Origin of the sequence: Massilia sp. LMS1-1-1.1 (assembly GCF_040815535.1) — a bacterium.
In the GTDB taxonomy this organism is placed as follows: Bacteria; Pseudomonadota; Gammaproteobacteria; order Burkholderiales; family Burkholderiaceae_D; genus Janthinobacterium; species Janthinobacterium aestuarii.
In genome coordinates this window covers 650670-667165 of record NZ_JBFPNG010000023.1, presented here as the reverse complement: position 1 = coordinate 667165, position 16496 = coordinate 650670, and the positions used below count along the sequence as shown (strand labels likewise).

The following is a 16496-nucleotide window of genomic DNA, read 5'->3' as shown; positions in this document are numbered from 1 at the left end:
ACAAATCTAAATTCATTATGACCACAGAACACGCTATTGAAGCGGGCCATGCTGCCCCGGCCAACGCCACAGAATACATCAGTCACCATCTGGCCCACCTGAGAAGTGCCGACGGCATGATCAATCTGGATACGTTCTGGATTTCGGCCATTCTGGGCTTTGTTTTCCTGGCTGTTTTCTATATGGCGTCGCGCCGCGCGACGGCTGGTGTCCCTGGCAAGTTGCAAAACTTCGTCGAAATGGTCATGGAAATCGTCAATGACACTATTAATGGGGCCTTCCACGCGAAAAGCAAGGTCATCGCGCCGCTGGCCATCACTATTTTTGTGTGGGTCTGGTTGCTGAACGCGATGGACTTCCTGCCGGTTGACCTGTTGCCGAAGATTCTGAGCTGGTTTGGCGTGCATAAACTGCGCGCCGTGCCGACCGCCGACGTCAACCACACCTTCGCCATGTCGCTGTCGGTTGTGCTGTGCGTGATCGCCTTCTCGATCAAGGCCAAGGGCCTGGGCGGCTGGATCAAGGAACTGTTCACGGCACCGTTCCACGCGAGCGGCCTGATCGGCACGATCGCCCTGGCACCTGTCAATTTCTTGCTGCAAATGGTTGAGCTGGTTGCAAAACTGATCTCCCTGTCGCTGCGACTGTTCGGCAATATGTATGCCGGCGAACTGATTTTCATCTTGATCGCGTTGTTGCCTTGGTGGGCACAGTGGGCGTTGGGTGGTCCATGGGCAATTTTCCATATCTTGATTGTAACTTTGCAAGCTTTTGTGTTTATGGCGTTGACGGTTGTGTATCTGAGCCTTGCGGTTGAGAAACATTAATCATTAACTTTATATTTTGTTTTTTTAGTATCTTTCGTTTTTAAATTTAGGAGAATTTTATGCAAGCTCTGATCGCACAAGTACAAAGCATGACCGTTCTGGCAGCAGCAATCATCATCGGCCTGGCCGCAATCGGCACCGCTCTGGGCTTCGCTATCTTGGGTGGCAAATTCCTGGAAGCTTCGGCACGTCAACCAGAACTGATGCCACAACTGCAAACCAAACTGTTCGTTATCGCTGGTCTGCTGGATGCTATTTCGATGATCGGCGTTGGTGTTGCTCTGCTGTACACGTTCGCTAACCCGTTCCTGTCCGCTCTGACGGCTGTTGCTCAGTAATTCGCTCCAACCCTAGGAGAAACTTTTAGTTAGGAGCAAAGGTATGGACATCAATATGTCGCTCATCGGCCAGATGATCACCTTCGCGGTGTTGGTCTGGTTCTCGATGAAGTTCGTATTTCCAGCGCTGAACAATGCGCTGGATGAGCGTGCCAAACGAATCGCGGATGGATTGGCTGCGGCCGATCAAGGTCAAGCTTCGATGGCAGTCGCTGAAAAGCGTGCGCAAGAGGCATTGAACAGTGCACGTGAAGAAGCGTCGCAACGCGTTGCGGACGCTGAAAAGCGCGCGCAGCTGGTTGCTGAAGAGATCAAGCAAAATGCACAAGCTGAAGCTGCGCGTATCATTGCGCAAGCCCAGTCGGACGCCGAACAGCAACTGTCGAAAGCACGCGAACAATTGCGCGCTCAGGTGGCTGACCTGGCTGTCAAGGGTGCCGAGCAGATCTTGAAGCGTGAAGTTAACGCTACGGCTCACGCCGAAATGTTGCAGCGTCTTGCTGTCGAGCTGTAATCATGGCAGAACTCGCAACCGTCGCCCGTCCCTACGCGGAAGCTTTGTTCCGCGTAGCCCAAGCTGGTAAGGAGTCAAGCAACCTCGCGGCGTGGTCCGAGCTGGTGTCCGAACTGGCACAGATCGGTAGCCACCCCGAGGTACAGGCGTACGCGCGCAATCCGAAAGTTTCGGAAAGCGACGTCGCCGCCACCATCCTGTCGTTGTTGAAATCGCCGCTCAATGAGGAAGTGAAAAACTTCGTCACGATGTTGATCGAAAATGGCCGCATCAGCCTGCTGCCGGAAATCGGCGCGCAATTCCATGCCTTGAAAAATGGCCTGGAAGGTGCGGCTGACGCCGAGATCACGAGCGCTTTCGATCTGAGCGAAGGCCAAACGGCCGAGCTGGTCGCAACGCTGGAAAAGAAATTCAGTCGTAAGCTCAACCCTGCCGTCACAGTGGATCCATCGCTGCTCGGCGGCGTGCGCGTGGTCGTTGGCGACCAGGTGCTCGATACCTCGGTGCGCGCCAAGTTGCAGCAACTGCACGCTGCACTGGTGTCGTAAGACACGCGCTTCGGCAGGCCAGCTTAGACAGACCCTTACCCCTCGCGCAAGCTGAGAGAAACACTTTTAGGAGTTAGTATGCAACTCAACCCATCTGAAATCAGCGAGTTGATCAAGAGCCGGATCCAAGGTCTTGACGGCGGCGCTGAAGTGCGTAATCAAGGCACGGTTATTTCCGTCGCCGACGGTATCTGCCGCATCCACGGTTTGTCGGACGTGATGCAAGGCGAGATGCTGGAATTCCCAGGCAACACGTTTGGCCTGGCAATGAATCTGGAACGCGACTCCGTCGGTTCCGTGATTCTGGGTGCCTACGAGCACATCTCCGAAGGCGACACGGTGAAATGCACCGGCCGCATTCTGGAAGTGCCAGTCGGTCCTGAGCTGCTCGGCCGCGTTGTCAACGCGCTGGGCCAGCCGATCGACGGCAAAGGCGCCATCGAAACCAAACTGACGGCCGCGATTGAAAAAATCGCCCCAGGCGTGATCGCCCGTGAATCCGTTTCGCAACCAATGCAAACCGGCCTGAAGTCGATCGATGCGATGGTTCCAGTTGGCCGCGGCCAGCGCGAACTGATCATCGGCGACCGTCAAACCGGCAAGTCGGCTGTGGCGATTGATGCGATCATCAATCAAAAAGGCCAGGGCATGAAATGTATCTACGTCGCGATTGGCCAAAAAGCCTCGTCGATCAAGAACATCGTGCGCTCGCTGGAACAGCACGGCGCGATGGAATACACCATCGTTGTCGCCGCTTCCGCTTCGGAATCGGCCGCCATGCAATACATCTCGCCGTACTCCGGTTGCGCCATGGGCGAATACTTCCGTGACCGCGGTGAAGATGCACTGATCGTCTACGATGATCTGTCGAAACAAGCTGTTGCATACCGTCAAATCTCGCTGCTGCTGCGCCGTCCACCAGGTCGCGAAGCGTACCCAGGCGACGTGTTCTACCTGCACAGCCGCCTGCTGGAACGCGCAGCACGCGTGAACGCCGACTACGTCGAGAAGTTCACCGACGGCGCCGTTAAAGGCAAGACCGGTTCCCTGACGGCACTGCCGATCATTGAAACGCAAGCTGGCGACGTGTCCGCATTCGTTCCAACCAACGTGATTTCGATTACCGACGGTCAGATCTTCCTGGAAACCTCGCTGTTCAACGCCGGTATCCGTCCTGCAATTAACGCCGGTATTTCCGTATCGCGCGTCGGTGGCGCCGCTCAGACCAAGGTCATCAAAAACCTGTCCGGCGGTATCCGTACCGACTTGGCGCAGTACCGTGAACTGGCCGCGTTTGCGCAGTTCGCTTCGGACCTCGATGAATCGACCCGCAAGCAGCTGGACCGTGGTGCCCGCGTAACGGAATTGCTCAAGCAAGCCCAATACTCGCCACTGTCGATCTCGCTGATGGCCGTATCGCTGTTCTCGGTGAACAAAGGCTTCATGGACGACGTGCCAGTCAAGCAAGTGCTGTCGTTCGAAGCTGGTGTCCACGCTTACATGAAGACCAAGCAAGCTGCTCTGCTGGCCAAGATCGAAGAAACCAAGCAACTCGACAAAGACAGCGAAGCAACTCTGTCGGCGGCCATTGCTGATTTCAAGAAATCCGGCGCATATTAAGCGGCCAGGCGGCGCCCACCTCGAGTGAGGCGCCGCCCTACGCGCAGAAGGAGTAAGGACTCATGGCATCAAGCAAAGAGATACGAGGCAAGATCAAGAGCGTAGAGAATACGAAGAAGATCACCAAGGCGATGGAAATGGTCGCCGCGTCCAAAATGCGCAAGGCGCAAGACCGGATGCGGGCCGCCCGTCCCTACAGTGACAAGATTCGGAATATCGCCGCCAATCTGGCGAATGCCAATCCGGAATACACGCACCCGTTCCTGGCAGCTGCCCAGGGCACGCAAGCGAAGGCAGTGGGTTTCATCGTTGTGACGACCGACAAGGGTCTGTGCGGCGGCATGAATACCAACATCCTGCGCCAGGTGACGTCGAAGTCGCGCGAGCTGGAAGCAGCTGGCAACCGGGTTGAAGCAGTTGCCATCGGTAACAAGGGTTTGGGTTTTTTGAATCGCATCGGCGTCAAGATCGTCGCCTCTGCCATTCAGACCGGTGATACGCCCCACCTGGAAAAATTGATCGGACCTGTCAAGGTCATGCTCGAAGAGTTCCAGGCTGGCAAGCTCGACGCAGTGTACCTGTGCTACACCAAATTCATCAACACGATGAAGCAGGAACCAGTGGTCGAACAGTTGCTGCCATTGACGGCCGACAAGATGGTCGCCGACAAGAGCGCTCACTCGTGGGATTACATCTACGAGCCGGATGCACAAAGCATCATCGACGAATTGCTGGAGCGCTATGTAGAAGCGCTGGTGTACCAGGCTGTCGCGGAGAATCTGGCGTCCGAGCAATCGGCACGGATGGTCGCGATGAAAGCTGCAAGCGACAACGCGGGTAGTGTGATCGGCGAATTGAAGCTGATCTACAACAAGACCCGCCAAGCTGCGATTACCAAAGAACTCTCCGAAATCGTCGCCGGTGCGGCTGCGGTTTAAACGAATTTAACTATATTGAAGGAACGAACATGGCTGATGGCAAAATCGTTCAGTGTATCGGCGCTGTGGTGGACGTTGAGTTTCCCCGCAACGCGATGCCTAAGGTATTTGATGCCTTGAAGATGGCAGGCTCGGAACTGACCCTGGAAGTACAACAGCAGTTGGGCGACGGCATTGTCCGTACCATTGCACTCGGCTCGTCCGATGGCCTGCGTCGCGGCATGATGATCCAGAACACCGGCAAACCTATCATGGTGCCAGTCGGTAAAGCAACCCTGGGTCGCATCATGGACGTGCTGGGCAACCCGATCGACGAATGCGGCCCAGTGTCGCACGAGCAGATCGCGTCGATCCACCGCACGGCTCCCGCATACGACGAACTGTCGCCATCGCAAGAACTGCTGGAAACCGGCATCAAGGTGATCGACCTGGTTTGCCCGTTTGCAAAAGGCGGTAAAGTTGGTCTGTTCGGCGGCGCTGGCGTAGGCAAGACCGTGAACATGATGGAACTGATTAACAACATCGCCAAAGCGCACAGCGGCGTGTCCGTGTTCGCCGGTGTTGGTGAGCGTACCCGTGAAGGTAACGACTTCTACCACGAGATGGCTGACGCGAAAGTGGTCGATCTGGAAAATCCAGAGAATTCCAAAGTCGCGATGGTCTACGGTCAGATGAATGAACCGCCAGGTAACCGTCTGCGCGTTGCGCTGACCGGCCTGACGATCGCTGAATCGTTCCGTGATGAAGGCAAGGACGTTCTGTTCTTCGTCGACAACATCTACCGCTTTACGCTGGCTGGTACCGAAGTCTCGGCACTGCTGGGCCGTATGCCGTCGGCTGTGGGTTACCAACCGACCCTGGCTGAAGAAATGGGCCGTCTGCAAGAGCGTATTACGTCGACCAAGACCGGTTCGATCACCTCGATCCAGGCCGTCTACGTTCCAGCCGATGATTACACCGATCCGTCGCCTGCTACCACGTTTGCTCACTTGGATTCGACCGTTGCGCTGTCGCGTGACATCGCTTCCCTGGGTATCTACCCAGCCGTGGACCCACTGGATTCGACCTCGCGTCAGCTGGATCCGTTGATCGTTGGTCAAGAGCACTATGACACCGCGCGTGCCGTGCAAACGACCCTGCAACGCTACAAGGAATTGCGCGACATTATCGCGATTCTGGGTATGGACGAGCTGGCACCGGAAGACAAACTGCTGGTCGCCCGCGCACGTAAGATGCAGCGTTTCCTGTCGCAGCCTTTCCACGTCGCTGAAGTCTTTACCGGCGCGCCTGGTAAATACGTTTCGCTCAAAGACACGATCAAGGGCTTCAAAATGATCGCTTCGGGCGAACTCGATCACCTGCCGGAACAAGCGTTCTACATGGTCGGCACGATCGAAGAAGCAATCGAAAAAGCCAAGAAACTTAACTAAGTTAAGTCTGGGCCTAACCCCGCCCCTCAGAAGGCGGGGTTCTTCAACCCGATAGGACACACATGGCACACACAATTCACGTTGACGTGGTTTCCGCTGAAGAACTGATTTTTTCAGGCGAAGCAGAATTCGTCGCGTTGCCGGGTGAACAGGGCGAGCTGGGTATCTACCCACGCCACACGCCTTTGATTACCCGCATCCGTCCGGGCGCGGTCCGCATCAAGGTAGTCGGCCAGGCTGAAGAAGAGTTCGTCTTCGTTGCCGGCGGCCTGCTGGAAGTGCAACCGGATACCGTGACCGTCCTGGCCGATACCGCGATCCGCGGTCACGACCTCGACGAAGCGAAAGCGCTGGAAGCGAAGAAGTTGGCGGAAGAAAATATCCACAACAAGGATTCGGGCATCGACTACGCGCAAGCGCAAGCCGAGCTGGCCAGCGCGATTGCGCAGCTGGCAGCGATCCAGAAGCTGCGCAAGATGTAATCAATCTGCGCCGCGCAAGAAAGGCAGCCTTCGGGCTGCCTTTTTTTTCGACTCTGTCATCGGCAAGTAGGGGAATGCCGGAATTTTCCCTTGGCAGTGCTGTCTGACTCTGCATGTCAATCACGCACGGAGCAGATCATGCGGCCAGCTGAATGGACCACCTTGATTGCGCAGTTTGTTCGTTTGAGCAGACGCCAGCGGCAGGCAGGCATTGCCCTGCTGCATGGCAACGCGCCACACGACGCGACCGTTGCGCTGCTGGAAAATGTCGCGCAGCCGCGATTGGCCTGTCCCGCCTGCCATTCGGCGCACCTGCACCGGCATGGCCATGCGCACGGCTTGCAGCGCTACCGTTGCGTGCCCTGCGGCCGCACCTTCAATGCACTCACCGGCACACCCCTGGCGCGCTTGCGCCATAAATCGTTGTGGCTCGACTATGCCGATTGCCTGCTGGCATCGGATTCCGTGCGCAAGGCAGCGTCACAGCTAGGTGTGCACCGCAACACCACGTTTCGCTGGCGCCACCGGTTTCTATCGCTGGCAAAGACGGATCGGCCCCATGGCCTGCACGGCATCGCCGAGGCAGACGAGTTATATCTGCTGGAATCGGAAAAGGGATCCAGAAACATGACGCGTCCGCCCCGCCGCCGGGGCGGCCATGCTCATAAACGCGGCATATCGAACGAACAGGTTTGCATCCTGGTGGCGCGCGACCGTACGGGACAGACCCTCGATTTCGTCACGGGAAAAGGAGCGCTAACCAAGGCGCAGTTGCACCACTGTTTGTTGCCCGTCATCGACAAGGATGTGCTGCTGGTCACCGATGGTCATGCAGCCTATCGGGCTTTTGCTCGGGAAGCGGGGATCAGCCACCAGGCCGTCAACCTGCGCGCCGGCATCCGCGTGCAGGGCGCCGCCCACGTGCAGAACGTCAACGCCTATCACAGCCGTTTGCGACAATGGATGGGGCCGTTTCACGGCGTGGCGACGCGCTACCTGCCGAACTATCTGGGATGGCGCTGGATACTCGACGCCAGGCGTATCCGTTCACCGGAAACGCTGTTGAAAGCAACTTTGGGTGCATTCCCACATCTAATGGTGACATAGCCTTTTTTTCAGCAAACGAATTTCAGTAAAAATTAGCGGCGCTTGTCCTTGCCCCTTTCCAGTCCCGCCTTCAGTATCGTCTTCCACTTGGCGCGCGCGGCGATGCGTTCGAGCGGCGTTTCCTCGCTGCGGCGCGCGTCGCGCAGCAGCTTGTGATAATTGCGCAGGCGGTCCCCATCGACGGCGCCGCGCACGGCGCAACCGGGTTCGCTCGCATGCCGGCAATCGCGGAACTGGCACGTTGCCGCCAGCGCTGCGATGTCGTCAAACGTGGCCGCCAAGGTTTGCGCATCGGCATCGGCGCGCCAGCTGCGCAGGCCCGGCGTGTCGATGATGCAGGCGCCGCTGGCGCACAGATGCAGCGAGCGCGCCGTCGTCGTGTGACGGCCGCGCCCGTCGCCATGGCGCACGCCGTTGGTTGGTTGCTCCACCGCGCACAAGGTATTGGTCAGGCTGGACTTGCCGGCACCCGATGAACCGAGCAGCACCAGGGTCTGGCCGGCGCTCAACCACGGTTCCAGGATGGCCACGTCATACGCATGGCGCGTATCGATGGCAAACAGCGGCACGTGGGGCGGCAGACGGTGCTTGAGCTGCGCCAGCTTGCCCGGCACGTCGTCGGCCACGTCGGCCTTGCTCAGCACGACCACGGGCGCCACTTGCGCCGCCAGCACGATGGACAGATAGCGCTCGAGGCGGCGCGGATTGAAATCCTCGTCCAGTCCCATCACCAGCAGCGCCGTATCGACATTGCTGGCAAGCAGTTGGCGCCGGCCGTCATTGCCGCGCCGCGCGATTTGCGTGGCTGGGGATAAGTGCGCCGTTATCCACAGCGTGCCGTGACCATCGGCTTCGGCGGCGACCCAGTCGCCCACCGTGAGGATGGTGTCCAGCGTCTGCAGTTCGTGCAGCAGGCGCGGCAGGATCTGCGCCGGCTGTTCCAGGACACCGTCGTGCACGATGATGCTGTCGCGGTGCACGGCGCAAACGCGCATCAGCTGCGCGGCGGGGGAAGAGATGTCGAGCTGGGTGGCTGCGCTGGCGATGGACTGCTGCAGTCCGATAAGGCGTAGTTGTGCAAAATCGAATGCGATCATGGTAGCGTGATTCCAGATTCTGTCGTCCGCATGCGGACGTGTAGCCTGCGCGTGCAGGCACCGCCAGTCGCGATGACTGGCACGAAAGAAAGGGAAGTCGGCTACGCGATCAGCGTATGGGGAATTGCGGGCTAAAAATCTTAGCGGGGAAAAACGGTGATCAGGCAGCCGACAGCACGGCAGTATCCGAATGGCGCATGTTGCCTACTCCTGTTGTGTGATGGAAAACACCAGTGTGCCAGCGGCCTGCGCCGCCGTCAACAGAAGGTGTGGCTCAGCTGCACATGCCGTAAGCCTGGCGCTCGGGGAAATAGCGGTACGTAAACGTGCGCACCGGATAGCGCTTGCCGCCGACGAGCATGTCGGGCATCGACAGATCGAAGCGCTGCGGCAGCTGGCGCGGCAGTTGCAATCGCAGGCGCCATTGCGTTTCCTTGCTGTTGCCGACGGCGGAAAACATGATGGGCAGCTGCTCGATGACGTCGACGATCTCCGCCTTCTGGTTCATGCCGCGCTGGTAAATGGTGAGTATCTTGGCCTGCGCGAAGGGCGGCTGTTTCGGTTCTTCCAGCAGGAAGGACAGGCGCGTAAAACTGGCTTGCGTACCGACGGGCAAGGTAAAGATCAGCGCCAGCTCCGTGCCGCCTTCCTTCAGGGTGACGGGCGGCGTGGCGTAGATGCTGATACCGCGCGGCAGCTCGAAACGCGAGCCGTCCGTCCACGTCTTGCACTCGGGCGTGGTGGCCTGGTACAGGCTGGGCGCCGTGTAGTCATCGCAGGCGGAAACCAGCAGCAGCAGGGGCAGGGCAAGGAGGGCGGAACGGCGCATGGGAGTCACGGTTGGGGGAATGAGCCGACAGTGTAAGCGATCCCCACGCGATCCACCAGCGGCGCTAGGAATGCCCGGGTGGCGCGCGCCGCACGGATTGGAGCTGGCAATGCGCGGCCTGCAGCGCCTCCTTGATGATGTCGAGCGCCAGCTGCGGCCGCGCCGCGCCGCACATGAAGATATCGACGGCGGCAAAGCCGACCTCGGGCCAGGTATGCAGCGAGATATGCGACTCGGCCAGCAGCAGCACGCCCGTGACGCCCTGGCCCGGGCCAAAGCTGTGGAAATGGCCGTGCAGCACTTGCGCGCCGGACGCGATGGCGGCGTCGCGCAGCAGGCGCTCGAGCGCGGCGCAGTCGCGCAGAGGTTCCTGCGCGATGCCCGACAGGTCGGCCAGCAGATGCGTGCCCAGGGGCAGATGCGGTGTGGACGCCATGCTTATTTGTGGCTCCCGCCGCTGGAGCCGCCGCCATAGCTGCCGCCGCCGCTGCCCGTGCGCGAACTCCAGCTGCTGCCGCTGCTGCTGCCGGCCACCTTGAACATGCGCACCCAGTTGGCGGCCGTGACACTGAAGGTCACCATCAGGGCATAGATCACATATTTACTCATGGGGGATTCTTTGCATTCTTGTCGAGAAAAGCGGCGGGCAGGAACAACGCCAGGCAGCCCAGCAAACTCCACATCAAGGTGCTGGAGAACGAGATGAACATCGGGATCGCGTTCAATACCAGCACGATGACGATGAAGACCTTGGCGATGCCGCGGTGGCTCACCTGGATATTCCGCACCTGGTCGCCGCCATGGAAGGCGGCGCCAAACCAGGCGGCCATCTGGTCATAGGCGACGGGCACGGAGCGCGACCAGGTCATTTCCTCGCCGGTGATCTCGGCCGCCAGTTTGGTCTGTCCCTGTTCGAATTCATGCACATGCGTGCTGTCGCCGACGGCCACCTTCCAGTTGAAGGCGCCCGCCGCATACACGACCTGCGAGCCGTAGTCATACAGTTTGCGGTAGGTGGCGCCATCGAGCGTGCAGGTATCGGCGTCCAGCGACGCCCAGTTGGGCCAGTTCGGCAGCACGTTCGAGCGCGACCAGCCATCGTCCGTCTCCACCAGCCAGAAGAAGCCGGCGCGCGCGTTGTACAGCAGGTATTCGTTCCACTCGCTGCCTTCGTCGTCGGCGCGGCGCATCATGCCGATGACCGTGAAGTCCACATTGCTGATCTTCGCGCTGGCACCCAGTTCCAGGGAAATGTCGGCGTTGTCGTGCACCTGCTTGCCGATGGCCAGCACCTGCGCTTCCGGGCCGCTGGCGTCGAGCTGCGCGTGGCAGGCGGGGCACACGAGCTGCGCCGCTGCACCGGGCACATAGTGGATGCCGCTACCGCAGGAGGGGCAGTCGAGCGCATCGAGCTTGCCGCGGTATTTGCCGGCGCTTTTGGCGATGGCGTCATCGTCGCGCAGCAGCTGGCACTGCAATCCATCCAGGGTGACGGCAACGCCCTGGTAGACGACCGGTTGCGGGCCATCCGTGTAGTCGAGCGTGACAAAGCTGGCGTAGTTGCGGAAGTCCGCTACCTGGATGCGCCAGCCGGCGCCCACCTTGAACGGCAATTCGCCCTGGCCGGCGATGCATTCGGCGTTGCGGATCTCGGCCGCCGTGTACGGCTCGCCGCAGATCGTGTAGCGCTTGCCCGGCGCCAGCTCGCCAAAGACGGGCAGGGTATCTTGCGTGCTGCGCTCGCGTGTCAGGGTGTACAGGCCGGACGAGTCGCCCAGCCACGCCGTGCTGGCGTCATCGAACAGCAGATACCACTCGTTCCACGTGCCGGCGCTGTAGCGCTGCTGGATGCGCCCGACGACGGTGAAGTGGATGCCATCGTGCACGCCGGCCGTGCCGATCTGGATCGGCGTATAGTCTTCCAGGACGGCCGACATCTTGCCCACGTCCCTGACGGAATCGGCGTCCTTGAGGATGGTGCTGTGGCAGTACTCGCACACGGCGAGCACGGAAGCGTGCGAGCGGAAGCGGACTTCCGCGCCGCAGCTGGGACAGGAAACAGTTTGCATGCAGTCGCGCTTAGCCGATCAGTTTTTTCAGCAGTTCAGCCTTGGCGCCATCGTAGTCGGCCGGCGAAATGAGACCCTTGTCGAGCAGATCCTTGAGTTTTTCCAGGCGCGCCTCTATCGGTTCCTCCGCGGGGGCTGGCGGCGCCGCCGGCGCCGGCGGCTGCAGCGCACCGCCCATGCTTTGCGCCATCACCTGGCCGATCGACAGCCCGGCGCCCAGTCCCGCACCGATGCCGGCCATGCCGCCTTCGTTTTGCGCCGCCAGCGGGATCGCATTGGCCACCTGGAATTTGGTGTAGCCGCTCATCTTGTCGGCGCCCAGGCCGCCCTTCATGCCGGCCGAGATGCGTTCGTCCAGCGCCGCCTGCAATTCCTCGGGCAAGCTGATGCTGGCCACGTTGAATTCATCGAGGCCCACGCCATAGCGGGCAAACGCCTGCACCAGGCCATCCTTGACTTCCTGCGCCATCAGCGCCTGGTTGGCCGCCATGTCGAGGAAGGGGACGTTCGCGCCGCCCAGCGAGCTGGCCATGCTCGACATCAGAATGCCGCGCAATTGATCTTCCACCTCGTCGCGCGTGTAGACTTCGCGCGTGCCACTGATCTCGGTGAAGAAGGTGCGGGCGTCGGCGATGCGGTACGAGTACATGCCGAAGGCGCGCACGCGGATCATGTCGAAATCCTTGTCGCGGATGGTGATCGGCTGCGGCGTGCCCCACTTGCGGCCAGTCTGCACGCGCGTGCTGAAGTAATACACGTCCGACTTGAATGGCGAGTCGAACAGCTTGTCCCAGTTTTTCAGGTTGGTCAGCAGCGGCAAGGTCTGCGTCGTCAGCTTGTGCGTGCCGGGACCGAAGACGTCGGCGATCTTGCCTTCATTGACGAAGACGGCGACCTGCGATTCGCGCACATTCAGGATGGCGCCGTTCTGGATCTCGAAATCCTGCATGGGGAAGCGCCAGGCCAGCACGCCTTCCGTCTCTTCGTTCCACTGCAGTACGTCGATAAACTGCTTCTTGATAAAGCTGCCGAGGCTCATGATGAATGTCCTTGAAAAAGATAAAGCGGTGTCAGGAAATGCAGGCGGCGTTGATGGCGCCGATCGACAGGGCTATGGCGCCCAGCAGGCCGCCGAAAGCGCTGTTGTTCGATTCGATCTGGTCCTTCGACATGCGCAGCAAACGCGTGGTCACCACATAGGCGAGCAATTGCACCACCATGGCGCCGAAGGCCCAGGCAAAGAATTGCTGGTAGTCGGCCGTGTGCATCAGGGACGAGGCGATGGTGGCGGAAAAGCCCAGCAGCGCGCCGCCCAGCGACAGGGCCGCCGCCTGGTTGCCCTGGCGGATCAGCAGCACTTCGTTATACGGCGTGACGCGCGTGTAGATGATAAAAAAGGCAATCAGCAGCGCGGCGGCCAGTATAAGATGGATCAGATAGTTTAGGATGGCGGGCACGGCTTTCCTCGCAATGAGTATTTGATAACGTCAACGCATATTAGAACAAAAAAAAGTCCAATGAACAAAAAGATTCTGATTTTGTCCGTCTTCGTGGTCGCCTCCTGCGGCCTCGCGTATGAACTGATCGCTGGCGCCATGTCCAGCTACCTGCTCGGCGACTCCATCCTGCAGTTTTCCACCATCATCGGCTGCTACCTGTTTGCCATGGGCGTAGGTGCTCATTTTTCCAAGTACGTGAAGGACGACGACGTGCTCTCGCGCTTCGTCGACATCGAACTGGCCGTGGGCCTGATCGGCGGCCTGTCGGCCGCCATCCTGTTCATGACGTTTTCGTGGATGGCGGCGCCATTTCGCACCTTATTGTATGTGATGGTGTTCCTGATCGGCGCACTGGTCGGCATGGAAGTGCCGCTGGTGATGCGCGCCCTGAACACGCGCCAGACGGAATTTTCCGAACTGGTCAGCCGCGTGCTCACCTTCGACTACTTGGGCGCGCTGGCCGTTTCCCTGCTGTTCCCGCTGGTGCTGTCGCCGTATCTGGGCCTGGTGCGCACGGGCTTTTTGTTCGGCATGCTCAACGTGGGCGTGGGCCTGTGGAGCATCTATGTCTTCCGCGCGGAACTGAAGAACCTCACGGGGCGTTTGCTGCGCGCCTGCGCCGTGATGCTGCTGCTGATTGCCGGCTTTGCCATGTCCGACCGCATGGTGGCCTGGGGAGAACATGGCCTGTTCGGCGACCAGATCGTGTATTCCACCACCACGCCCTACCAGCGCCTGGTGATCACGCGCTGGAAGGACGATACGCGGCTGTACATCAACGGCAATTTGCAGTTTTCCTCGCGCGACGAGTACCGCTATCACGAGGCGCTCGTGCACCCGGTGCTGGAAGCGCTGCCTTGGGCGCGCCGCGTGCTGGTGCTGGGCGGCGGCGATGGTCTGGCCCTGCGTGAAATCCTCCGTTATCCCCATATCGAACACGTCACCGTGGTCGACCTCGACCCCGCCATGACGGCCGCGTTCACCACGCGCCCGGAACTGGCCAAGCTGAATAACGGCTCGTTCTCGGACAAGCGCGTCACCGTCGTCAATGCCGATGCCGCCGTCTGGCTGCGCAATAACGGCGACATGTTCGACGCGGCCATTGTCGATTTCCCCGATCCGTCCAGCTTCGCGCTCGGCAAACTGTATTCGGTGCCGTTTTACGACCTGGTGAAAAAGCACCTGGCCGTCAAGGGCTTGATGGTGGTGCAATCGACGTCGCCGTTCTTTGCCCCGCACGCCTACTGGACCATCAATTCGACTCTGCGCGAAGTGGGCATGCGCACCTGGCCCTACCACGCCTACGTGCCCTCGTTCGGCGAATGGGGTTTTATCCTCGCCTCGCCGCAGCTCGACTACACACCGCCGACGAAATACCGCCTGCCCATGCGCTACCTGAATGCGGACACCACGCGCGAAATGTTCATCTTCCCGCCCGACATGCAGCCGCTGCCGATGGCGCCGAATCGCCTCAACACCCAGTCGCTCGTGCATGAATTCGAGCAGGACTGGAATCGGGTGATCCGCTGATGCAGCGGCGTTCCTTCATGCTGTGGGCCGCCGGCGGCACGGCAGCGGCCGCCGCCGGCATCGGCAGCATCGCCGCCTACCTGCGCTGGCAGGAAATCACGCCCAGGGTGCTGTACCCGGGCCGCAGCGAGGGCCACTATTTGCGTGAGCTGCTGCGCGAGCGCAAGGCGCTGCCGCCACCTTCACGCACCTTGCATACCGACGTGGCCATCCTCGGCTCGGGCATCGCCGGCCTGACGGCCGCCTGGCGCCTGAACAAGCTGGGGCACAAGGATTTCCTCATGATCGACGGCCCGCAGCCGTATGGCAACGCGGCCGGCGGGCAGTTCGGCGACCTCGCTTATCCCACGGGCGGCCATTATTTGCCGCTGCCGTCGCCCGAATCGACGCATGTGCGCGAAATCCTGTTCGACCTGGGCATCATCGAGCGCGATCCGCAGGCGGAAAAGCCCACTTACGACGAGCGCTACATCCTGCACGCGCCGGAAGAGCGATTGCTGTTCAACGGCCACTGGCAGGATGGCTTCATTCCCACCGAAGGCGTCTCTGCCGAGGAACTGGCGCAGCACGAGCGCTTCTTTGCCGACGTGCGGCGCCTGCGCCAGGCGCATGGCAACGACGGCAAGCGCGTCTTCGTGTTCCCTACCGTGGAATCGTCGCAAGACCCGGCCTGGCAGGCGCTCGATACCATCACCTTGAAACAGTGGATGGAGCGCGAGGGATACACCTCGCCCACCTTGCACTGGTATTTGAATTACTGCTGCCGCGACGACTACGGCACGCGCTACGACCAGGTCTCGGCCTGGGCCGGCCTGCATTACTACTGCAGCCGCTGGGGCCAGGCGGCCAACGCGGGCAATGGCGCCTGGCTGACTTGGCCGGGCGGCATGCAGCCGGTCGCCACGGCCATGGAGCAGGCCTCAGGGGTCAAACGCCATGCGGGCACGGTGGTTTCCCTCACGACGACGGCCAGCGGCGTGGAGGCGCTGTGCCTGGAGCTGGTCGATGGCCAGCCGCGCACCTACCTGGTCAAGGCGCGCAAGGCCATCTGCGCCATGCCGCTGTATGTCGCGGCGCGCGTGGTGGACAACATCGCCGCCTATGGCTTCGACGCGAAGCGCGATACGCCCGCGTATGCGCCGTGGATGGTGGCCAATTTCCTGCTCAAGCGTTTTCCCGACGAACTGCCGCACGCACCGCTGTGCTGGGACAACGTGGTGTATCAGGAACCGGGCCTCGGCTATGTCGTCTCCACGCACCAGGATATCCGCGTGCGCCCGCCCGAGAAAACCGTCTTCAGCGCTTACGTGGCGTTATCCGACCGCACGCCGCAGCAAGCGCGCAAATGGCTCGATACGGCCACGCCCGAAGAATTGCTGGCGCTGGCCAGCGTCGATTTGAAGACGGCGTATGGACGTGATTTTGCCAATTGCGTCGAACGCGTCGACATCACCGTGCGCGGCCACGCCATGGCCGCACCGTTGCCCGGTTTTCGCAGCAATGCGGGGCTGAAAGCCTTGCGCGAACACGATGGCGCCATCCTGTTCGCGCATGCCGATCTGTCGGGCTTTTCCGTGTTCGAGGAAGCGGCGTGGTGGGGCGACCGTGCGGCGCGCTTAGCCGCCGCATAAAAAAGGCCGGCGCAAGCGCCGGCCAGAGCCCCCTAAG

The 16496-nt window shown here is 60.5% G+C and carries 18 protein-coding genes; 11 read left to right on the top strand and 7 right to left on the bottom strand.

The genetic code is table 11. The annotated features are described in order from the left end of the window. The first annotated feature begins 17 nt into the window (after positions 1 to 17). The 9 genes from atpB (at position 18) to MRBLMS1_RS17985 (ending at position 7804) form a co-directional block, all read left to right on the top strand. Complete coding sequence (atpB, locus tag MRBLMS1_RS18025) at positions 18 to 827, top strand: F0F1 ATP synthase subunit A (protein ID WP_046681851.1); 810 nt, start codon at positions 18 to 20, stop codon at positions 825 to 827. A gap of 59 nt (positions 828 to 886) precedes the next feature. After that, a complete protein-coding gene (gene atpE, locus MRBLMS1_RS18020; RefSeq protein WP_034752695.1) occupies positions 887 to 1165 on the top strand; it encodes a F0F1 ATP synthase subunit C in 279 nt (92 codons plus the stop codon). A gap of 43 nt (positions 1166 to 1208) precedes the next feature. Continuing rightward, positions 1209 to 1679, top strand: a complete 471-nt coding sequence (locus MRBLMS1_RS18015) for a F0F1 ATP synthase subunit B (RefSeq protein WP_034752697.1) — start codon at positions 1209 to 1211, stop codon at positions 1677 to 1679. Positions 1680 to 1681: 2 nt separating this feature from the next. Beyond that, a complete protein-coding gene (locus MRBLMS1_RS18010) occupies positions 1682 to 2227 on the top strand; it encodes a F0F1 ATP synthase subunit delta (protein ID WP_034752699.1) in 546 nt (181 codons plus the stop codon). A gap of 78 nt (positions 2228 to 2305) precedes the next feature. Continuing rightward, entirely contained in the window at positions 2306 to 3847 is a 1542-nt protein-coding gene (atpA, locus tag MRBLMS1_RS18005; RefSeq protein ID WP_034752701.1) for a F0F1 ATP synthase subunit alpha, read from the top strand. 62 nt (positions 3848 to 3909) lie between these two features. Then, positions 3910 to 4785, top strand: coding sequence for a F0F1 ATP synthase subunit gamma (gene atpG / locus MRBLMS1_RS18000; RefSeq protein ID WP_102293016.1), 876 nt, complete (start codon positions 3910 to 3912; stop codon positions 4783 to 4785). A 29-nt stretch (positions 4786 to 4814) separates the two neighbouring features. Further along, the gene (gene atpD / locus MRBLMS1_RS17995) at positions 4815 to 6215 is read left to right on the top strand and encodes a F0F1 ATP synthase subunit beta (protein WP_034752705.1); all 1401 of its coding nucleotides are present in this window, start codon (positions 4815 to 4817) and stop codon (positions 6213 to 6215) included. A 62-nt stretch (positions 6216 to 6277) separates the two neighbouring features. Continuing rightward, on the top strand, positions 6278 to 6697 hold the full coding sequence (locus tag MRBLMS1_RS17990) for a F0F1 ATP synthase subunit epsilon (RefSeq protein ID WP_034752707.1): 420 nt from the start codon (positions 6278 to 6280) through the stop codon (positions 6695 to 6697). A 138-nt stretch (positions 6698 to 6835) separates the two neighbouring features. After that, positions 6836 to 7804 (top strand): IS1595 family transposase, encoded by a 969-nt coding sequence (locus MRBLMS1_RS17985; RefSeq protein ID WP_485880815.1) that lies wholly within the window; start codon positions 6836 to 6838, stop codon positions 7802 to 7804. Between the two features lie 32 nt (positions 7805 to 7836). Here MRBLMS1_RS17985 and rsgA read toward each other — a convergent pair whose 3' ends face one another. From rsgA to MRBLMS1_RS17950, 7 genes are all read right to left on the bottom strand, one after another. Beyond that, on the bottom strand, positions 7837 to 8901 hold the full coding sequence (gene rsgA / locus MRBLMS1_RS17980) for a ribosome small subunit-dependent GTPase A (protein ID WP_485880813.1): 1065 nt from the start codon (positions 8899 to 8901) through the stop codon (positions 7837 to 7839). Between the two features lie 274 nt (positions 8902 to 9175). Beyond that, on the bottom strand, positions 9176 to 9730 hold the full coding sequence (locus MRBLMS1_RS17975; RefSeq protein ID WP_485880811.1) for a hypothetical protein: 555 nt from the start codon (positions 9728 to 9730) through the stop codon (positions 9176 to 9178). A 64-nt stretch (positions 9731 to 9794) separates the two neighbouring features. Then, on the bottom strand, positions 9795 to 10166 hold the full coding sequence (speD, locus tag MRBLMS1_RS17970) for an adenosylmethionine decarboxylase (RefSeq protein ID WP_485880809.1): 372 nt from the start codon (positions 10164 to 10166) through the stop codon (positions 9795 to 9797). 2 nt (positions 10167 to 10168) lie between these two features. Then, entirely contained in the window at positions 10169 to 10339 is a 171-nt protein-coding gene (locus MRBLMS1_RS17965) for a hypothetical protein (RefSeq protein ID WP_157814714.1), read from the bottom strand. After that, the gene (locus tag MRBLMS1_RS17960; protein ID WP_485880806.1) at positions 10336 to 11799 is read right to left on the bottom strand and encodes a DUF4178 domain-containing protein; all 1464 of its coding nucleotides are present in this window, start codon (positions 11797 to 11799) and stop codon (positions 10336 to 10338) included. The genes MRBLMS1_RS17965 and MRBLMS1_RS17960 overlap by 4 nt, the downstream gene beginning before the upstream one ends. A 10-nt stretch (positions 11800 to 11809) precedes the next feature. Further along, complete coding sequence (locus tag MRBLMS1_RS17955; protein ID WP_485880804.1) at positions 11810 to 12838, bottom strand: SPFH domain-containing protein; 1029 nt, start codon at positions 12836 to 12838, stop codon at positions 11810 to 11812. A 31-nt stretch (positions 12839 to 12869) separates the two neighbouring features. Beyond that, positions 12870 to 13256, bottom strand: coding sequence for a DUF350 domain-containing protein (locus MRBLMS1_RS17950; protein WP_070303236.1), 387 nt, complete (start codon positions 13254 to 13256; stop codon positions 12870 to 12872). A 60-nt stretch (positions 13257 to 13316) separates the two neighbouring features. On the opposite strand from MRBLMS1_RS17950, the gene MRBLMS1_RS17945 reads away from it, so the two are divergent. Further along, positions 13317 to 14828, top strand: a complete 1512-nt coding sequence (locus MRBLMS1_RS17945; protein ID WP_485880802.1) for a polyamine aminopropyltransferase — start codon at positions 13317 to 13319, stop codon at positions 14826 to 14828. Next, the gene (locus tag MRBLMS1_RS17940) at positions 14828 to 16459 is read left to right on the top strand and encodes an NAD(P)-binding protein (protein ID WP_485880800.1); all 1632 of its coding nucleotides are present in this window, start codon (positions 14828 to 14830) and stop codon (positions 16457 to 16459) included. Before MRBLMS1_RS17945 ends, MRBLMS1_RS17940 begins: the two co-directional genes overlap by 1 nt. The last annotated feature ends 37 nt before the right edge of the window (positions 16460 to 16496 follow it).

Excerpts from the sequence above, each read along its gene's own strand:
- atpB (WP_046681851.1), top strand. The coding sequence starts at position 18 with ATGACCACAGAACACGCTATTGAAGCGGGCCATGCTGCCCCGGCCAAC.
- atpE (WP_034752695.1), top strand. The coding sequence starts at position 887 with ATGCAAGCTCTGATCGCACAAGTACAAAGCATGACCGTTCTGGCAGCA.
- MRBLMS1_RS18015 (WP_034752697.1), top strand. The coding sequence starts at position 1,209 with ATGGACATCAATATGTCGCTCATCGGCCAGATGATCACCTTCGCGGTG.
- MRBLMS1_RS18010 (WP_034752699.1), top strand. The coding sequence starts at position 1,682 with ATGGCAGAACTCGCAACCGTCGCCCGTCCCTACGCGGAAGCTTTGTTC.
- atpA (WP_034752701.1), top strand. The coding sequence starts at position 2,306 with ATGCAACTCAACCCATCTGAAATCAGCGAGTTGATCAAGAGCCGGATC.
- atpG (WP_102293016.1), top strand. The coding sequence starts at position 3,910 with ATGGCATCAAGCAAAGAGATACGAGGCAAGATCAAGAGCGTAGAGAAT.
- atpD (WP_034752705.1), top strand. The coding sequence starts at position 4,815 with ATGGCTGATGGCAAAATCGTTCAGTGTATCGGCGCTGTGGTGGACGTT.
- MRBLMS1_RS17990 (WP_034752707.1), top strand. The coding sequence starts at position 6,278 with ATGGCACACACAATTCACGTTGACGTGGTTTCCGCTGAAGAACTGATT.
- MRBLMS1_RS17985 (WP_485880815.1), top strand. The coding sequence starts at position 6,836 with ATGCGGCCAGCTGAATGGACCACCTTGATTGCGCAGTTTGTTCGTTTG.
- rsgA (WP_485880813.1), bottom strand. The coding sequence starts at position 8,901 with ATGATCGCATTCGATTTTGCACAACTACGCCTTATCGGACTGCAGCAG.
- MRBLMS1_RS17975 (WP_485880811.1), bottom strand. The coding sequence starts at position 9,730 with ATGCGCCGTTCCGCCCTCCTTGCCCTGCCCCTGCTGCTGCTGGTTTCC.
- speD (WP_485880809.1), bottom strand. The coding sequence starts at position 10,166 with ATGGCGTCCACACCGCATCTGCCCCTGGGCACGCATCTGCTGGCCGAC.
- MRBLMS1_RS17965 (WP_157814714.1), bottom strand. The coding sequence starts at position 10,339 with ATGAGTAAATATGTGATCTATGCCCTGATGGTGACCTTCAGTGTCACG.
- MRBLMS1_RS17960 (WP_485880806.1), bottom strand. The coding sequence starts at position 11,799 with ATGCAAACTGTTTCCTGTCCCAGCTGCGGCGCGGAAGTCCGCTTCCGC.
- MRBLMS1_RS17955 (WP_485880804.1), bottom strand. The coding sequence starts at position 12,838 with ATGAGCCTCGGCAGCTTTATCAAGAAGCAGTTTATCGACGTACTGCAG.
- MRBLMS1_RS17945 (WP_485880802.1), top strand. The coding sequence starts at position 13,317 with ATGAACAAAAAGATTCTGATTTTGTCCGTCTTCGTGGTCGCCTCCTGC.
- MRBLMS1_RS17940 (WP_485880800.1), top strand. The coding sequence starts at position 14,828 with ATGCAGCGGCGTTCCTTCATGCTGTGGGCCGCCGGCGGCACGGCAGCG.